This window comes from Aphanizomenon flos-aquae FACHB-1287, from assembly GCF_014698755.1.
In the GTDB taxonomy this organism is placed as follows: domain Bacteria; phylum Cyanobacteriota; class Cyanobacteriia; order Cyanobacteriales; family Nostocaceae; genus Dolichospermum; species Dolichospermum flosaquae.
The window spans coordinates 21,364-39,251 of sequence record NZ_JACJTO010000041.1 but is presented as its reverse complement, the minus strand read 5'-3'; the positions used below and the strand labels follow the sequence as shown (position 1 = coordinate 39,251).

General features: G+C 37.2%; 17 protein-coding genes and 1 pseudogene. 11 read left to right on the top strand and 7 right to left on the bottom strand.

The features are described 5' to 3' along the window. The 6 genes and pseudogenes from H6G44_RS16680 to H6G44_RS16655 form a co-directional block, all read left to right on the top strand. Positions 1 to 135: pseudogene (locus tag H6G44_RS16680) on the top strand (photosystem II q(b) protein); the annotation flags it as partial. 146 nt (positions 136 to 281) lie between these two features. Beyond that, positions 282 to 1,517, top strand: coding sequence for an AAA family ATPase (locus H6G44_RS16675; protein ID WP_190387652.1), 1,236 nt, complete (start codon positions 282 to 284; stop codon positions 1,515 to 1,517). Next, the gene (locus H6G44_RS16670) at positions 1,514 to 2,020 is read left to right on the top strand and encodes a hypothetical protein (protein ID WP_190387651.1); all 507 of its coding nucleotides are present in this window, start codon (positions 1,514 to 1,516) and stop codon (positions 2,018 to 2,020) included. Before H6G44_RS16675 ends, H6G44_RS16670 begins: the two co-directional genes overlap by 4 nt. Before the next feature lie 21 nt (positions 2,021 to 2,041). Beyond that, positions 2,042 to 2,518, top strand: a complete 477-nt coding sequence (locus H6G44_RS16665; RefSeq protein WP_190387650.1) for a GNAT family N-acetyltransferase — start codon at positions 2,042 to 2,044, stop codon at positions 2,516 to 2,518. Then, positions 2,515 to 3,180: a ComF family protein gene (locus tag H6G44_RS16660; protein ID WP_190387649.1), complete on the top strand. Its 666-nt coding sequence runs from the start codon at positions 2,515 to 2,517 to the stop codon at positions 3,178 to 3,180. The genes H6G44_RS16665 and H6G44_RS16660 overlap by 4 nt, the downstream gene beginning before the upstream one ends. A gap of 50 nt (positions 3,181 to 3,230) precedes the next feature. Further along, positions 3,231 to 3,686, top strand: coding sequence for a PPC domain-containing protein (locus H6G44_RS16655; RefSeq protein WP_190387648.1), 456 nt, complete (start codon positions 3,231 to 3,233; stop codon positions 3,684 to 3,686). Positions 3,687 to 3,824: 138 nt separating this feature from the next. Here H6G44_RS16655 and H6G44_RS16650 read toward each other — a convergent pair whose 3' ends face one another. Beyond that, positions 3,825 to 4,643 carry a pantothenate kinase gene (locus H6G44_RS16650; protein WP_190387647.1) on the bottom strand — a complete coding sequence of 273 codons (819 nt, stop codon included), beginning with the start codon at positions 4,641 to 4,643 and terminating at the stop codon, positions 3,825 to 3,827. A gap of 278 nt (positions 4,644 to 4,921) precedes the next feature. Here H6G44_RS16650 and H6G44_RS16645 point away from each other — a divergent pair, with 278 nt between their 5' ends. After that, positions 4,922 to 5,149, top strand: a complete 228-nt coding sequence (locus tag H6G44_RS16645; RefSeq protein ID WP_190387646.1) for a photosystem II protein, Psb35-related — start codon at positions 4,922 to 4,924, stop codon at positions 5,147 to 5,149. A gap of 121 nt (positions 5,150 to 5,270) precedes the next feature. On the opposite strand, the gene H6G44_RS16640 is transcribed toward H6G44_RS16645, so the two are convergent. Then, positions 5,271 to 6,863 carry a glycoside hydrolase family 57 protein gene (locus H6G44_RS16640; protein WP_190387645.1) on the bottom strand — a complete coding sequence of 531 codons (1,593 nt, stop codon included), beginning with the start codon at positions 6,861 to 6,863 and terminating at the stop codon, positions 5,271 to 5,273. Positions 6,864 to 7,483: 620 nt separating this feature from the next. Between H6G44_RS16640 and H6G44_RS16635 the strand changes: the two genes are divergently transcribed. The 4 genes from H6G44_RS16635 to H6G44_RS16620 all read left to right on the top strand — a co-directional run bounded on the left by H6G44_RS16635 (position 7,484) and on the right by H6G44_RS16620 (position 12,224). Further along, entirely contained in the window at positions 7,484 to 8,848 is a 1,365-nt protein-coding gene (locus H6G44_RS16635) for a sedoheptulose 7-phosphate cyclase (protein WP_199291858.1), read from the top strand. 18 nt (positions 8,849 to 8,866) lie between these two features. Next, entirely contained in the window at positions 8,867 to 9,700 is an 834-nt protein-coding gene (locus tag H6G44_RS16630; protein ID WP_190387644.1) for an O-methyltransferase, read from the top strand. 115 nt (positions 9,701 to 9,815) lie between these two features. Next, a complete protein-coding gene (locus H6G44_RS16625) occupies positions 9,816 to 11,144 on the top strand; it encodes an ATP-grasp domain-containing protein (RefSeq protein ID WP_190387643.1) in 1,329 nt (442 codons plus the stop codon). A 60-nt stretch (positions 11,145 to 11,204) separates the two neighbouring features. Continuing rightward, a complete protein-coding gene (locus H6G44_RS16620) occupies positions 11,205 to 12,224 on the top strand; it encodes a D-alanine--D-alanine ligase family protein (protein WP_190387642.1) in 1,020 nt (339 codons plus the stop codon). Here the strand turns inward: H6G44_RS16620 and rsgA are convergent. From rsgA to pyk, 5 genes are all read right to left on the bottom strand, one after another. Continuing rightward, the gene (rsgA, locus tag H6G44_RS16615; RefSeq protein WP_190387641.1) at positions 12,221 to 13,339 is read right to left on the bottom strand and encodes a small ribosomal subunit biogenesis GTPase RsgA; all 1,119 of its coding nucleotides are present in this window, start codon (positions 13,337 to 13,339) and stop codon (positions 12,221 to 12,223) included. The genes H6G44_RS16620 and rsgA overlap by 4 nt on opposite strands. Then, complete coding sequence (locus H6G44_RS16610; protein WP_190387640.1) at positions 13,336 to 13,593, bottom strand: sulfurtransferase TusA family protein; 258 nt, start codon at positions 13,591 to 13,593, stop codon at positions 13,336 to 13,338. Before H6G44_RS16610 ends, rsgA begins: the two co-directional genes overlap by 4 nt. After that, positions 13,590 to 14,720, bottom strand: coding sequence for a molecular chaperone DnaJ (gene dnaJ, locus H6G44_RS16605; protein WP_190387639.1), 1,131 nt, complete (start codon positions 14,718 to 14,720; stop codon positions 13,590 to 13,592). The genes H6G44_RS16610 and dnaJ overlap by 4 nt, the downstream gene beginning before the upstream one ends. 447 nt (positions 14,721 to 15,167) lie before the next feature. Then, positions 15,168 to 16,169, bottom strand: a complete 1,002-nt coding sequence (locus H6G44_RS16600) for a transaldolase (protein WP_190387638.1) — start codon at positions 16,167 to 16,169, stop codon at positions 15,168 to 15,170. Positions 16,170 to 16,279: 110 nt separating this feature from the next. Then, positions 16,280 to 17,710 (bottom strand): pyruvate kinase, encoded by a 1,431-nt coding sequence (gene pyk, locus H6G44_RS16595; protein WP_190387637.1) that lies wholly within the window; start codon positions 17,708 to 17,710, stop codon positions 16,280 to 16,282. Positions 17,711 to 17,888: the final 178 nt, after the last annotated feature.

Genomic DNA, 17,888 nt, shown 5'->3' with positions numbered 1-17,888 from the left:
TGGGCTGACGTAATCAACCGCGCTAACTTAGGTATGGAAGTAATGCACGAGCGTAACGCTCACAACTTCCCTCTAGATTTGGCTGCTGCTGATGTTGCTCCTGTTGCTTTAAGCGCTCCTGCTATCAACGGTTAATAACTAGAGTCTAGTTAAATAGAAAACGCTCTCCACAAGGGGGGCGTTTTTATTATGAAAAATAAATTATTGTTAATCAGATTTTGAATTATAATGTTTGTGCTAGAAAACGAAAACGAAGTAAATACAGCAAATAAAGATGATATATGAGTCAAATAAAAGTTAAAAATTTCGGACCAATTAAATCAGGTTTCGCAGAAAATAATGGATTTATAGACATTCGTAAAATTACTGTTTTTATCGGTAATCAAGGAACGGGAAAAAGTAGCATTGCTAAGTTAATTTCAACATTTAGCTGGTTGGAAAAACAGTTATCTCGTGAAAATTTAGAAATAAATGATGTTACAAGCAATAAAAGATTTTTTAATACGTGCTTTAAATATCAAAACTTAAAAAATTATTTTTTACCAGAAACAGAAATAGAATATCGTGGTAATGCCTATATTTTTAATTATGTCAATGGAAAATTATATGGTTTACGTAATAATAATAGTCAAAAGTATATTCTGCCAAAAATTATGTATGTACCAGCAGAGAGAAATTTTTTTAGTGTAGTTAAAGGCGCAGAAAAATTAAAAAGATTACCTCAATCATTATCTACTTTTTTTGAGGAATTAGAACGTTCTCAACAGGAATTATCAGAAAGTTTGACTTTACCAGTGGGTGATGTAAAGTTGGAATTTGATCAAAAAAATAATACTTTAAATATTATAGGAAGTGATTATAAATTAAATATTTCCGAATCTTCAAGTGGGTTTCAGTCTTTTATTCCTTTGTTTTTAGTTTCTAGAAATATTGCGTTATCTATTGGTCAAAATCAAGATTCTTCACAAAGTGAACTGAGTGGAGAAGAACAAAAAAGATTAAAAATAGAAATTGAAAGAATCCTATCCAATGATAATCTTTCTGAGGAAGTTAAAAAAGCTGCTTTGGAAGTATTATCTTCTAAATATAAAAATGAATGTTTTTTAAATATTGTTGAAGAAATAGAACAAAATCTGTTTCCCAAATCGCAAAAAGACGTTTTATATAAATTATTAGAATTTGCTAACCTTACAGAAGGTAATACACTAATTCTCACTACCCACAGTCCTTATATTATTAATTATCTGACATTAGCAATCAAGGGATATCAGGTTTTACAGAAAATTCTAGATTTACCAAACAGCAATTTACTAAAAGAACAACTAGAAAATATTGTTCCTCAAGTATCTTGTGTATCTGATAAAGATTCAATTGTATATGAATTAACAGAGACAGGGGAAATTATCAAACTTTCTACTTATGAAGGATTACCTACTGATGAAAATTATCTCAATACTTTCTTAGCAGATACTAATAACCTTTTTGATGATTTACTGGAAATTGAGGAACAAATATGAGTATAAATTTTTTTGATGCTAATTGTCAAAGTCAGACAAATCAGTATAAATTTGGACTTTGTGATGATCCTAACAAAGATAAAGATCCTGCTTATATTGACACTGTTGATTGTAGTAAATGGATTGCTATTGTTGAAAATAATCAAGAAATAGAGGTGATATTTACCGCTATTGATAATTGTATTGAAATTTTCAGATCAAATGGTGAAAGGGAAAATCGTTGTGAGGGTATGCTGACTTACAATAATCATATTATTTTTGTGGAATTAAAAACGAGAAAGTCTAAAAATAGGGATTGGTGTGGAGACGGAGAGAACCAACTAAGAAAGACAATTAATGTTTTTATTGCAAATCATGATTTAGCAATTTATAAATCTAAAAAAGCATATATCGCTAATAACAAAAAACCTAATTTCCAGTCTTCACAAAGTGAAAGAATGGCCAGATTTGAAGCTGAAACAGGTTTCAGATTAATTATTCAGAATGCTATAAAAGTTTCCTAAATAACGTTATAAACTAAATTTATGTATCAATACCAAGATTTTATCATTCGCAATTGGCAAGAAAAAGACTGTACTTTAGCCTCACAAGTCATTAGTTCTGTATTATCAGAATACGGTTTACCTTGGCAACCGGAAGCAGCAGATAAAGATGTATTAAATATTCAAGAATATTATTTAAAAACCGGTGGGGAATTTTGGGTAATTGAACAGGAAAATCAAATTGTCGGGACTGCTGCCTATTATCCCATAAATCGCGGCGAAAAAGCGGTAGAAATTAGAAAAATGTATCTTTTACCAAAAGTGCGGGGTTTAGGATTAGGAAAGTTTTTATTACAACAATTGGAAACGGTGATATCTGCTCGTGGGTTTCAGCAAATTTGGATTGAAACTGCTAGTATTTTAACGGAAGCTGTTAAACTGTATGAAAGAAATGGTTATCTACCAACAACACTAGTAGAAACTAGTAGATGTGATCTAAGCTATGTCAAATATCTATGATGAAGATATTCCAAAATCTACTAAATCTTTTTCTCAAATCTGATTGTCCCCTGTGTCAACGTCCTACATCTAGGGAACTTTGTCCATATTGTATCAAACAAATTCAAAGTTGTCACCAAGAAAATCCCGCTTATTTATGGAAACAACCATTACCAATATTTGCTTGGGGAAATTATGGTGGTGTTGTCAAAAGAGCGATCGCTGCGTTAAAATATGAAAATCAGCCACAAATTGGTTATATTTTGGGACAATGGTTAGGGGAATCATGGTTATTAAATTCACCACAACCCCAAAAACAGCTTTTAGTTGTTCCTATTCCTATGCACCCCAAAAAACAAAAACAACGAGGTTTTAATCAAGCTGCATTAATAGCTGAGGGTTTTTGCAATGTAACAGGATACAAATTGAAAATCAATGGTTTAGAACGCATTAAGGAAACTGAAGCACAATTTAATTTATCCCCAACGCAAAGACAAGAAAATTTAACAAATGCTTTTGTCCTTGGTAAAGATTTGCGTCGTCCTCCAAATATACCAGTATTGTTAGTGGATGATATTTATACTACTGGTGCTACAGTGAAGGCGGCCGTACAGACCCTTGAAAAACATCAAATTAAAGTTTTAGGTGTAGCTGCTGTGGCCACAACCAAAAAAGACAAATGAAGTTATATTAGACTAGTTAACCTGTGTTGAGGAGAATAGTATTTTAATTTATGAAAAAGAGCTTTTTAACAAGTTTTAGACAACTTTTAATTATTCCTATCACATTAATAATCATAGGGATTGGGAGTAGAACAGTTTCCGCACAAAATAAATTATATAGTCCTATTCCTTTAACTAATTTTACGAAAATTTCTGATACTTTATCAAACAAAGATATTCCCACAGGTCAGGGAGGATTTGCTCGTGATTATTCGGTAAAATTAAACAAAGGTGATAATTTAGCTGTTGATTTATCATCGGAAAACTTTGATACTATCATAACACTATTAGCTCCCAATGGTGCGACGGTTTTAGAAAATGATGATGGTCCTGACGGTACAAGTAATTCTGTGTTATTTACCCGCATTACAGACGCAGGAACTTACATTATCCGTGTTCGTTCTTTCGGGGAAACTGGGGTAGGAACCTTTGAACTCAAGGTAACAAAACTGCAACCTGTAAAGTAATATCTTCCGAGTAACCCAGCATATAAAATACCAGTTTTACCATGAAAAATCGTCTTTTATTGCCTTATACTTTAAGAAAATAAACCATTTTCATGATAGCATAGCAAATAGAGCAATAGTTTTATCTCCTAGCGTCAACTAATCATGATATTTCCAAATATTTCCAATTCCCTGAAATATCAAATTATTATCTACAATTAATCGGGTTGCTATATCTGGAAATTGTTGATAAATATAGTTGTTTAAAACCTTACTATCACCTCCAGTCATTACAATCTGACTATTAGGAAATAACCCCCACCAAGCTTCAATAAAATCCTTTATCCCACTTAATAAAGTGTAAATTACTCCACTTTGAATTGCCTCTAATGTATTCGTCGCAAATCGTGGAGGTAAAGTGGTCATTAAACTAGTTTCTAATAATGGTAATTGTCCAGTTTTTTGCCCTAAACTACTCAATTGTAACCCCAAACCCGGCAAAATTGCCCCACCAATTAAGCATTTATTATCGTCTACACCTGTGAAAGTTAACGCAGTACCAGTATCAATTACTAATGTGGGAAATCCCCAACTTATTCCCGCCCCCCATACCGCTAAAGCCCTATCAATTCCTAGTGTTGGATACATTCCCTTTAATGGTACATCTTCTAGCGTAATTAACCGCAGATAGGGGTAAATTTGCCAAAGTGTAGTTTGACTAGGAACTACAGAAGCAAAAATCAGCGGAATGGGGAAATCTGGAATGATAGGAACATTCCTAGGTAGAGAAATAACTGTTAACCAATTATCTAAGGTTGGAGATTCAGCTAATTGCTGGATAATAGATTCAGATAAATGAAATGTGTCCCCACTTGCGGATAAGGTCTTATCTATGAATAATCCCCAATGGAGGCGGGAATTTCCCACCATTAGGGCTATAAAAAGATGATATTGGTCTTTCTGGTAATGATTTTTCACCTGATATTTCTCACTAAAAAATCCGTAAAGATATAATTAAAAGTATTTTGACTTGCATATTATCAATTAGTTATCTTTGGGTTAATAGAGTCACAATATACCTGAAATATTATCTCACACTCTCTTGTACTTATGCGTTTAATTACGAAATCCTCACAGTGAGGAATACCTCACCTATTTTAGGGGTATACACACCAGAAAATAATTTGCAACTTCTCTTAACAATCTGTTATATTTATTTACATAAGGTTACAAAAATTAAAAAACGAGGTTCTCCAATGGCTATTTTAATTTCTCTGTTGGTTATTGGTTGGGTAGCTGTTTCCGTTATTGGTTCTTTAGCATACTTCATGGGTGAACAAAGCAAGCCCATTCACGAACGTAATTGGGCTTCTGACAAATTTGCAGCTTTGGCTAAATCTATCACTGGTATGGATCTAGACTATACCAAGCGTACACCAGCCTATGCTATAGATGCTTACAACAGCCGTAATTTAACTAGATAGTATATATCAGCAATTTGACAAGATGTATATAAAAATAACCCCCAGCGACAAATATGGGGGTTTTGCTTGTCTATATCTAGATTCCCAACTTTTTCAAACAGTGGGGGTGGGTATTACTCCATTAAAATGCTGGACGATAAACACGATAGTTAATATTGGGGAAAATATTATCCATTGATTCGACTTTTTCTAACCAACCACTATCAATCTTACCAACTTTTACATCCTCATATAACTTATTAAACCGCATTAAATGCGATCGCGTTCTTCTCACCGCATAGGGAACCATTGTTCCTGTCCGCATAATAAACGCCCAGTCAGAAGATTGTGCTAATAACAACTCTCTTGCAGCTTGATTGAGTGCTTTTAACTGTAACTCATCTTCAGCTTCAATTTGGGAAATTTCAATCATTCGTTCCGCAGCTTTATGTAAATGAGGGTAAACCCAAGCATTAGTATCATTCAACCAATATTCATGGAAACCCTTAAAGCCCCAACTCGACTGAGCAGGAATACAGACTTGCTGATGAGGATTAGCCCGTAAATAATCGGCTAAATGGGTCATTTCATAGGTTTTTTGGTCATACCATGACTTACGGAACAGATAATCAATGAACCAAGGACCCTCATACCACCAATGACCAAACAACTCCGCATCATAAGGAGAAACAATAATTGGTGGTCGACCCATGATATTATGTAAATGTCCAGTTTGCTGCTCACGATTATACATGAAGTTAGCAGCGTGTTCTGCCGCCTTTTCCTTTGCCCAGTAAGGATCATAAAGAGCTTTATCCGTAAGACCTAAGCCCCCCCCAGTAATTTTATGATACTTAATGCCTGTATTTTTCCGCTGACCATTGGGCATAATATAGGGCTTAATGTATTCATATTCAGCCTCCCAACCCAAATCTTTATAAAATTCCCGGTATTCTGCAGCACCGGGATAACCCACCTCAGAAGACCATACTTGCTGGGAAGATTCATGATCTCGACCGAAAGCTGCTACACCAGTCTCCGTAAAAATCGGGGCATAACTACCGAAGCGCGGACGGGGACGAGCGTATAAAATACCATGTCCATCAGTGAGGAAATAACGTAAACCAGCATCCGCCAGCATTCGCTCCACACCTTCATAATAGGCGCATTCTGGCAACCATATCCCTCTAGGGGCTTGTCCAAAAGTTTCTTCGTAATGTTCACAGGCTACCTGAATTTGCGCCCATACAGCTTGGGGGTACATTTTCATTAATGGTAAGTAGCCGTGAGTCGCACCACAGGTGATAATTTCTAAATTGTTACTATCTTGGAACTGTTTAAATGCTGTAACTAAATCACCGTGATAACGTTCCCATAACTCCCGCGCTTCATTAAACTCAGTTGCATAATGTTCCGCTAAATAACGAACATGACCATTATGAATATTACGCTCGGATTCTAGTTCTATAAGCTCTTCTAATTGTGATAAGTGAGCATCATAGCGTTCTTGTAAAAGAGGGTCACGAAGCATAGACACCAAGGGAGGTGTCATACTCATGGTGAGTTTAAAATCAACGCCATCTCGTTTTAACCCTTCAAATACTTTTAATAAAGGAATGTAAGTTTCAGTAATCGCTTCATAAAGCCATTCTTCTTCTAGCACATAGTCACTTCCTGGGTGACGAACGAAGGGTAGGTGTGCGTGAAGTACAAGCGCGAGGTAGCCTATAGCCATAATATTTTTCTGTGTGGTACTTGGGGGTTACAGACAAAAAAGTCTGTGTGGGGAAATTAAGAATATTTTAAGATGATATTGGGTTTGTGAAAGAAGTTTTATCAGAACAAGCAATCTAGGGGTAGATAGTTGTCAGGACTGGGTCCAAAGTAACTTACTTGACTTTTTTTCGCTCGTTTTCACTAAAATATCTTTTTTCGCTGATTACCAGTACCATAATATATTCTTTTTGACAAGGATTTAAATCACTAAATCTATTTAAATTATCTTAGGCAAAAAGATTTTTCATTAATTTAACTAATACATAAAGTTTACATAAACTATCAGCGGCAATAAAGTGTTAATTTAAACAAAAGTAATAAAATTTCATTATTTACTCCCAAACCACCAGCCAAGATTAGAAAACTTAATTTTTTGTTACTTTCTTGATTAAAGTTGAGAGTAAATTTACTTGCTATCCAGCCAACTAGTTAGCAAAATAATTTTGTGAACTTTTAAGTATCAGTTCATCGTGGCGATTTTGTTAAAAGAAAGAACTGTTCAAGTTGAGCTATTCCAAGAAAAGCAGTTTTTTTAATTCCATTTTTGCAAATATCAATAATCAGGATAAGGCATTTTAGATGAGTCCACACAGCATATTACCAACCCCAGAAGTCACAGATGAATTAGCAGTAGATACAGGAAAATTTGCTAATCAAACAGAACCAAATATTATTAAACTCACTCATGGGGAAAAGTATCTAACATCCAGTTGGTACAGAGGTTCAGGGGAAATAGCACATAAAAAAGATGGGCGTTCTTTTGAGGTTACTGCTAATTTCACGCTCACCTCAGAAGTCAAGGTTGTAGAAGGGGTTTTTAAGCCTGAAAATGAGATTTTAGCTAATATTTATAACAGTCTTGGTCGTTGTGTAGCAGTAATTGACCAAACAGTTAATGAGTTGTATGGTGAGCAGGTTCGTAAATATTTTGATGCTCATGAAATTCCTTTAGAAATGATGGCTTTTCGGGCTTGGGAAGTAGATAAAACCCCAGAAACAGTCCATCGCATTCTAGGGTATTTAGGGAAAGATGGTTGTGATGTTTCCCGCAGCGAACCTGTTCTAATTATTGGTGGTGGTGTTCTTAGTGATGTCGCTGGGTTAGCTTGTGCTTTACAACACCGACGGACTCCTTATGTTATGGTCGGGACGACTGTAGTTGCAGCTATTGATGCTGGTCCTTCACCTCGCACCTGCACCAACGGTAAGCAGTTCAAGAACAGTATTGGTGCTTATCATCCTCCTGTACTCACTTTAGTTGACCGGAGTTTCTTCCGCACTTTGGCTACTGGTCATATCCGTAATGGAATAGCGGAAATTATTAAAATGGCCATTACCGATGATGCTGTTTTGTTTGAATTGTTGGAAAAATACGGATCTCGTTTAATTGAAACTCACTTTGCAACTTTAGGAGAAAATCAGGAGTTAGCAGAAATTGCAGACGATATTATTTATCGAGCATTGTTCTCTTATATGAAGCATGAGGGAACGAATATGTTTGAGACTTATCAAGATCGTCCCCATGGTTATGGACATACTTGGAGTCCCCGATTTGAACCTGCGGTGAAAATGATGCACGGTCACGCGGTGACTACTGGTATGGCTTTTGGTGCAACTTTAGCTGTGGAAATGAATTGGTTAAAATCAGAAGACCGCGATCGCATTATTGCATTATGTCAGTCTCTTGGTTTAACTGTTTATCATCCTATTCTCGAAGATATGGACCTGATGATTGAAGGTCAAAAAAATATGCGTCGCAAGCGTGGAGACGGTGGACTTTGGGCCCCTGTTCCTAGAGGTGGTATTGGTGCTTGTGACTATATCCAAGAAGTTCCCCCCGAATTACTCGAAACTGCGGTCGCAGCACATAAAGCCGTATGTAGCACATTACCTAATCATGGTGCAGGAATAGAAATGTATCTTAGTGATTTGGGTTTGGAATAGGAGTTGGAAATAATAAAAATGACTGAAACTTTAGTGAAATCTATTACTCCTAGACCGGTTACTCCCTTGGGTATTTTAGTTGAAGAACTAGAAACAACTTTGAAAATAGCCAAGCAGGAAAATGTTTCTGATGAACTTGCGGCTTCTTTACAAAAAGTCTATGACTTAGCATCTGGAATTGATCCTTATTTGGATAAACATACAACCAATGAATCTCCAGCTTTAGCAACTTTAGCAAAAAAAACAGCTTCTGAAGATTGGAGTCAGAGATTTGATGATGGAGAAACAGTCCGTCAGTTAGAACAAGAAATGCTTTCTGGACATATTGAAGGACAAACTTTAAAAATGTTTGTGTCCATGACTAAAGCTAAACGCATTCTAGAAATAGGAATGTTTACCGGATATTCGGCTTTAGCAATGGCGGAAGCTTTACCCGCAGATGGTGATATTATTGCCTGTGAAGTGGATGATTATGTGGCCGAGTTTGCTAAAAACTGTTTTCAAACTTCTCTCCACGGTAGTAAAATCAAAGTTAAAGTTGCTCCTGCTTTACAAACATTACGCGAATTAGCAAATGCAGGAGAAACCTTTGATTTAGTCTTCATAGACGCTGATAAAAAAGAGTATGTTGATTACTTCAACTTACTTTTAAATACCGGACTCCTGGCTGAAAATGGTTTTATTTTTGTAGATAATACCCTCCTCCAAGGACAACCTTATTTAGTCCCAGCAAAGAGAACAGCTAACGGAGAAGCTATAGCACAATTCAATCAAATTGTAGCCGCAGATCCAAGAGTTGAACAGGTCATTTTACCATTACGAGATGGTTTAACCATCATCAAACGTAAATAACACAAAATTGTAGATTGGGTTAAGCGACAGCGCAACCCAACACTCTACAAATTTCATAAAATGTTGGGTTTTCTTCCGTCAACCCAACCTACATAATTCTATTTACCACAAAATTATGAAGTCGATTATTTCTCTATTTCAAACTCTGGGAACTTTGCTTTTACTCTCTTTGATTTTACCGATTAATTTAATTATTGTCCTCATTTCCTTAATTATTAATTTCCTCACCCTTCCTTTTCAGAAAAAGATTATTTGTGAAAATCCTCAAAACATCCTCTTAACAGGAGGAAAAATGACAAAATCTTTACAACTTGCGCGTTCTTTTCATCGCGCTGGACATAAAGTATTTATGGTAGAAACTCACAAATATTGGTTATCAGGACATCAATTTTCTAACGCAGTGACAAAATTCTTTACAGTACCCGCACCAGAAAAAGATGCAAATGGCTATTTGCAAGGATTATTAAATATTGTCAAAGCAGAAAATATAGATGTATTTATTCCTGTTTCTAGTCCCGTAGCAAGTTATTATGATTCCTTAGCAAAACCCATTTTATCTCCCCATTGTGAAGTATTTCATTTTGATTCTGAGATGACCAAAATATTAGATGATAAATTTAGTTTATGTGATCAAGCGCGGAATTTAGGTTTAACAGCACCAAAAGCATTTTTGATTACTTCCCCAGAGCAAATCCTCAATTTTGACTTTACAAAAGATCATAGTCGCTACTTACTCAAAAGCATTAAATATGATTCTGTAACTCGATTAGATATGACGAAATTACCCTTTGAAGGAATGGAAGAATATATCAAAAGCTTACCAATTAGTGCAGAAAGACCTTGGGTAATGCAGGAATTTGTCAAGGGACAAGAATATTGTACTCACAGCACCGTTAGAAATGGAGAAATTCGTTTACATTGTTGTTCTAAATCTTCTCCTTTTCAAATTAATTATGAACAAATTGATAACCCAGAAATATTTCAATGGGTTAAACATTTTGTCAAATCATTAAACTTAACTGGACAAATTTCTTTTGATTTTATCCAAACAAAAGATGGTAAAGTTTACCCAATTGAGTGTAACCCCCGCACTCACACCGCAATTACTATGTTTTATAATCATCCAGGGTTAGCAGATGCTTATTTAAAAGCTAGTGAAAATCAACCACATATAGAACCTTTAGCAACCAGTAAACCAACTTATTGGTTATATCATGAACTTTGGAGATTTACAGGAATTCGTTCTTTGGCTCAATTAAAATCGTGGTTAAATAAAATTACTGCAGGTACAGATGCTATTTTTCAAGGAGATGATCCTTTACCATTTTTAATGGTTCATCATTGGCAAATTACTTTATTATTACTACAAAATCTATTAAAATTAAAAAGTTGGGTAAAAATAGATTTTAATATTGGTAAGTTGGTGGAAATAGGTGGTGATTAGTAATTTTAAACAAAATTCAAACTGAATGTCATAATTAAAGATTAGAGAGGAAAATAAATTATGTCAAAACTTCGTATTCTTCATTTAGTTGGATCAGCACAAAATGATTTTTACTGTAATTTATCGCGTCTTTACGCTCAAGATTGTTTAACAGGAATAGCAGATCAATTACTCTATGATTTTGAAATTGCATACATTACACCTGATCTTTTGTGGAGATTTCCCCCTTCTCTAAGTTCAGAAGATATTGCTATCACAAAACCTATGTCTCTATTTAAAGCTATAGAGTTTCTAACAGCGCGAAACATTGATTTGGTATTACCACAAATGTTTTGTATTCCGGGAATGACTCACTACCGCTCCCTATTGGATTTGCTCAAAATTCCCTACATAGGTAATACTCCAGATATTATGGCCATAACAGCCCATAAAGCCAGAGCAAAAGCCATTGTTGCCGCAGCAGGGGTAAAAGTTCCTCGTGGAGAAATTCTGCGTTCTGGAGACATTCCCACCATTAAACCTCCAGCAGTCGTTAAACCTGCAAGTTCCGATAACTCTCTAGGAGTAACTTTAGTTAAAGATGCTACTGAATACGAAACTGCTTTAAAGACAGGGTTTGAATATGCAAAGGAAGTGATTGTAGAAGAATACATCGAACTTGGTCGAGAAGTCAGATGTGGTATTATTGTTAAAGATGGAGAATTAGTGGGTTTACCATTAGAAGAGTATCTAGTAAACTCTCACAAACCCATCCGCAACTATGCTGATAAACTCCAACAAGGAGATGATGGCAACTTATATTTGACCGCTAAAGATAATATAAAAGCTTGGATTGTAAATACGCATGACCCCATCACCCAAAAGGTTCAGGAAATGGCTAAAAAGTGTCATCAAGCTTTAGGTTGTCGTCATTATAGTTTATTTGATTTTCGCATTGATCCAAACGGAGAACCTTGGTTTTTAGAAGCTGGTTTATATTGTTCTTTCGCGCCTAAAAGCGTGATTTCCTCTATGGCCAAAGCCACGGGAATCCCTCTCAATGAGTTATTAATAATTGCTATTAATGAAACTTTGGGTTAATCCTCACTTTCTCGATATAACTCCTGTAAGTCTTGTAATTGGGTTTTACGAGAAATTCGGCGATATTTTTTACTTTCCAGTTTTGGTTCGTACTGACTCTGACCTTTACCTTTAGATATTAATTTCAGACTTGATTCGGGGTCAGCTTGTTGGTTAGTCTGGTTTTGATGGGCTAAAGCATCATCTAAAAATTCTAAATAATGCTGATATCGTTCCCAGTCACCACTAACAGCACAGTCTGGCTCATCTTTATGGATACAATCACTAAAGCGACAATGAGCCGCTGCTAGGCGTTCTCTTGCTTCTGGGAAATAGTGAATTAACTCTTGGGGGCCACAATCCAAATCAGGTTGATTAAAACCGGGAGTATCTGCTAATAACCCACCTGTAGGCATTTCAAACAATTCTACATGACGGGTGGTATGACGACCGCGGGCTAGTTTACCGGAAACTTCACCGACGCGCAGGTTAATATCGGGAATCAAACTATTAATTAAGCTGGTTTTTCCCACACCAGAAGGACCAGCAATCACTGTAATTTTATCCTGCAAATAGGTGGCTATTTGATTGATATTAATGTGATTCTGAACGCTAATAAATAAAGGTTGATAACCCCAAGCCAGGAGACGGTCATTAATTTGCTGTTTTTCCTGCTCAGAAACTAAATCACATTTATTCAAACATAATAGCACATCAACTCCCGTAGATTCAGCTTTAATCAAAAATCTACTTAATTGTATAGGTTCTAGGGGAGGATCTGCAACAGCAAACACCAGCAGAATTTGATTTACATTAGCGATCGCTGGGCGATTTAATTGGCTATGACGGGGTAAAACCTCAGCCACAGCCCCCCGTCCTCCAGCCCAATCTGGTTCTTCAACGATTACGCGATCGCCCACCATCACTTGTTGACCAATCTTTTTTAAGCGTGTTCTTCGAGTACAGAGGAGGATAGGGGCAGGGGTGAGGGAAGAAGGTGACAGAGAGGAAAAACCTGCTATTATTTCTGACTCCTTACTCCTTACCACCTCATCCATCTGCACTCGATAGAAATTCGCCTGTACAGCTACAACCGTACCCAATAACTGTCTAGGAGAAACATTTTCCCTGGTCATGCAGCAGCGACCGGACGGCGGACAACTAGAGAAAAATAACCAGAATAATCCGTCACTTGTTCTACTTGATAACCAGCCATGGTCAGGCTATCAGGAACTTGTTCTATCGGTTCACCTGGGTCTAACCAAACTTCCAATAAACCTCCCGGTGGCATTTTTTCCAAATATAGTTTTGTCCGCACAAAATTAATTGGACAAGGAGTACCACGTAAATCAAGTTGAGCGTCAGGGGTTAATACAGAAGACCCACTCATGACTTAAACAAGCCTCCTAAGAATCCTTCTAAACCGCCTTTACCTATTCTATCTCCTTTAATTTTAGCCAGTTTCTCCAGTAGTTCCCGTTCTTCTGGGAGGATTTTGGTGGGAATATCAATTAATACCGTTAACAGATGATCACCGCGACTAACAGGATTACCTAGACGGGGGACACCACGATTTTCTAATTTCATTACCGTATTCGGTTGAGTTCCAGGGGGAATAATTAACTCTACTGGACCATCTACAGTATTTACCTCTAAATGGCAACCTAAAATCGCTTGCAGGTAGCTAATTTTAATTTCCGAGTTAATATTAATTCCTTCTCGGTGAAATTCCTGATCTTCATTGACGAACAAGTAGACGTATAAATCACCGGGAGGCCCACCACGTTGACCCGCATCTCCTTCTTGGGAAATCCGTAATCTTGTGCCATTGTCTACACCAGGGGGAACATTGATTTTGAGTTTTTTTGTAACTTGGTTCGCGCCTCTACCGTCACAAGCATCACATTTATCTTCTATAACCGTGCCTGTGCCATCACAGGTGGGACAAGTTGATACTTGAGTAAAACTACCAAAGGGGGTTCTTGTTGCCCGTCTGACTTGACCTGAACCATTACAGGTGCTGCAAGTCCGAGGACGGGTTCCTGGTTTAGCGCCAGAACCATTACAAGTTTCACAGGTTTCTAAATGGGAAATGCGAATTTCTTTTTCTCCACCAAATACCGCTTCCCGAAAATCTAATTTTAGGTCTAGGCGGAGATCATCACCGCGTGTTGGTCCACCACGCCGTTTTTGTTGGGGTTGTCCACCAGCAAAGCCGCTGAAAATGCTTTCAAAGATATCGGCGAAACCACCCATATCACCCACGTCTTGGAAACCAGCACCAGCCGCCGCCGCACCGGAAATACCAGCTTCACCAAAGCGGTCGTAACGAGCGCGAACTTCTGGTTCAGACAGGACTTCATAGGCGCGGTTAATTTCCTTAAATCGTTCTTCCGCCCCAGATTCTTTATTTACATCTGGGTGATACTTTCGGGCTAGGCGGCGATAAGCCTGTTTAATGTCTTCTTTGTCGGCGTCACGAGAGACACCCAGGGTTTCATAATAGTCTCGGGCCATATAGCAAGTTTAAGAATTAGAAGAAAGCAGAAGTACGGAAAATGGTAGCTAACAGGTTTAAGGTAACACTCTAACAAAAATAAAGAAATTTAGGTGTGCTGATAGGGTTGGCGTTAGCCATACTCTTTTTTAATTTTTGTTAATAATTAATTTTGCCGATATTTTCTTGTTGGTGTTCGCTTACAAGTTAATTAACTCAGTTTTTTTTATTGTTGCGTATTGTTATACGCTAAAATCATTTTATGCGATACCTGCGGTGTGCGCGGCTATCCTCGTCTATTTTACAATACTTTGATGATTTACGGCAATACTTGATCAAGAAAAGTCTTTTTAACTTCCTTTCTGATTCTCCCCCATGTTTTATAAAAACAGATGTAGAGACGTTCCATAGGACATCTCTACAAGGGTTTCAAACGACGCACATTTAATTTTCGGAGATGCTAATTATTAAGCAGTTACTTTCTGCGTTTCCAAACGGGCTAATCTTTCAGTTAACAGTTGTTCTAAGGAAATCAAGGCCTTGGTAAAACCATCAATACCTTCTGCTAGTTTATCAGAAGCCATGCGATCGCCATTGTGCATTTGCTCAAAAGTAGCTTGATCAATAGAAATTTTCTCAATTGATAAATCTGCTACCTTTGCAGGATCAAGTTTCCGAGGTAATTCTCCTACAGTATTTTGTAATTCTGCTAAGAAAGCGGGAGAAATTGTCAACAAATCGCACCCAGTTAATTCAGTAATTTCGCCTGTATTTCGGAAACTAGCCCCCATCACTTCAGTCTTATAACCAAACTTTTTAAAGTAGTTATAAATTGTAGTGACAGATAATACACCTGGATCTTCCGCTGCGGGATAGCTATTCCGGCCAGTATCTTTTTTGTACCAGTCAAGAATGCGACCAACGAAGGGAGAAATCAAAGTTATACCAGCTTCTGCACAGGCGATCGCTTGGTGCAGACCAAATAGTAAAGTTAAGTTACAGTGAATGCCTTCTTTTTCCAAAATTTCCCCAGCTTTGATACCTTGCCAAGTAGAAGCAATTTTAATCAAAACCCGTTCTTTAGAAATACCAGCAGCTTGATACTGACCAATCAAATACCGGGCTTTAGCTACAGTAGCATCTGTATCATAGGATAACCGCGCATCTACTTCTGTAGACACACGACCGGGGATAATTTGCAAAATCTTTAATCCAAAGGATACCGCTAAACGGTCAAAAGCCAGAGATACTACTTGTGCTGAACTAGCACCTATACCAGCATCTTTTTTAGCTTTGAGTAATGTTTGATCAACTATATCCTGATATTCGGGCATTTGCGCCGCTGCGGTAATCAGTGAGGGATTGGTGGTAGCATCTTGAGGTTTAAACTGTTCAATTGACTGGATATCTCCGGTATCCGCTACCACAACGGTTACTGCCCGTAGCGCTTCTAGTAAGTTGTTAGGCATAACATACTCCAATGTCTGTAGTCAGTGGTTAGTGGTCAGTGGTCAGGGAATAGGAAACAGGGAATCAGAATTTCCTAATTAGGAATTATCAACTACCTATTTTAGATGTGTTAAGGCATAATTGGCTGTCCAATACAATGCACTTTAATTAAGTTGGTTGTTCCTGGTGTACCAATGGGGACACCAGAGGTAATTACAACTTTGTCTCCTTCCTGGACTAAACCACTATCCACAACGGTTTCTACCACATTCATAAACATTTCTTCGGCATTGTGAACAGGTTGAATGAGTAGGGGTTCTACACCCCAGGATAATGCCAATTGACGGTAGGCTGTAGAATCTGATGTTAGCGCAATAATCGGTGTGCTGGGACGGTATTTAGAAACTAGTTTGGCTGTACCTCCTGATGTTGTATTACACAAAATTGCTTTAGCTCCTGTTTCATAAGCAATTCGACATACCGCTTGAGATACTGATTCTGTTACTGTTAAGCTACCGGCTGTCGGCATCCAAGAATGTCTTTGTCCTTCTTGTAATGCTGTTTCTGTTTGTAATGCAATATTGTGCATTGTTTGTACTGCAGCAATCGGATATTCTCCCATGGCTGTCTCTCCAGATAGCATAACTGCATCTGTTCCATCTAAGATGGAGTTAGCAACGTCTGTGGCTTCGGCGCGAGTGGGATCTGGCGCACTAATCATTGATTCTAGCATTTGCGTTGCTGTAATTACGGGTTTACCAATTTGGTTACAACGACGCGCAATTTCTTTTTGAATCAACGGAACTTTATAAATGGGCACTTCTACTCCTAAGTCCCCACGCGCAATCATAATTCCGTCGGCAGCTTCTAAAATAGCATCTAAATTTTCTACTGCTTCTGCTCTTTCAATTTTTGCAATAATCCGAATTTTTGAACTGGCACTTTCAATCATTCTCTTTGCTGGTTCGAGGTCTTGAGGAGAACGAACAAAAGAAACTGCTACCCAGTCTACTCCTAATTGTATTCCAAGTTTTAAATCAGCTAAATCTTTTTCAGTAATTGCACTAACTGGTAATGGAGTTGCTGGTAAATTCACTCCTTTATGAGAGGAAATCAAACCCCCAATATTTACATAAGCCTGAATTTTATCTGCATCACGACTGGTAACGGTTAATTTCACTCGACCATCATTAATTAAGATTGGTTCACCACGACGAATCATTGCGAATAGGGTAGGTAACGGTAAGGGTAGTTTATCAATAGTTTCTCCCTTTTCTTGCAACAGAAATGTTACTTCGTTACCAGCTTCTAACATTAATCCTTCTGGTGGTAATTTTCCTAACCGAATTTTTGGACCACATAGATCTTGCATGATTGCAATTGGTTTATGTAAGTCTTTGCTAATTTGTCGTAAGTTATGAAAAGTTTGAGTATGAAATTCATGTACACCATGAGAAAAGTTTAGCCGCGCCATATTCATTCCTGCTTTTACCAATGCTTCCAGATTTTCTGGTGAAGATGTTGTAGGTCCGATAGTACAGACAATTTTGGTACGTCGCATAATTGTAGAGAAAATAATGATAAAGTAATAATCACCATTAAGCTTTGATTAAAAGCAATTAACAATGAATCGTCAAACAATGCCAATTGATTGCCAACAGTTAACAATAGATTATTAACTATTGACAGTAGATGCTTAACTATTATTAGTGGGTTAATATCTATTCTTAATAGATAAT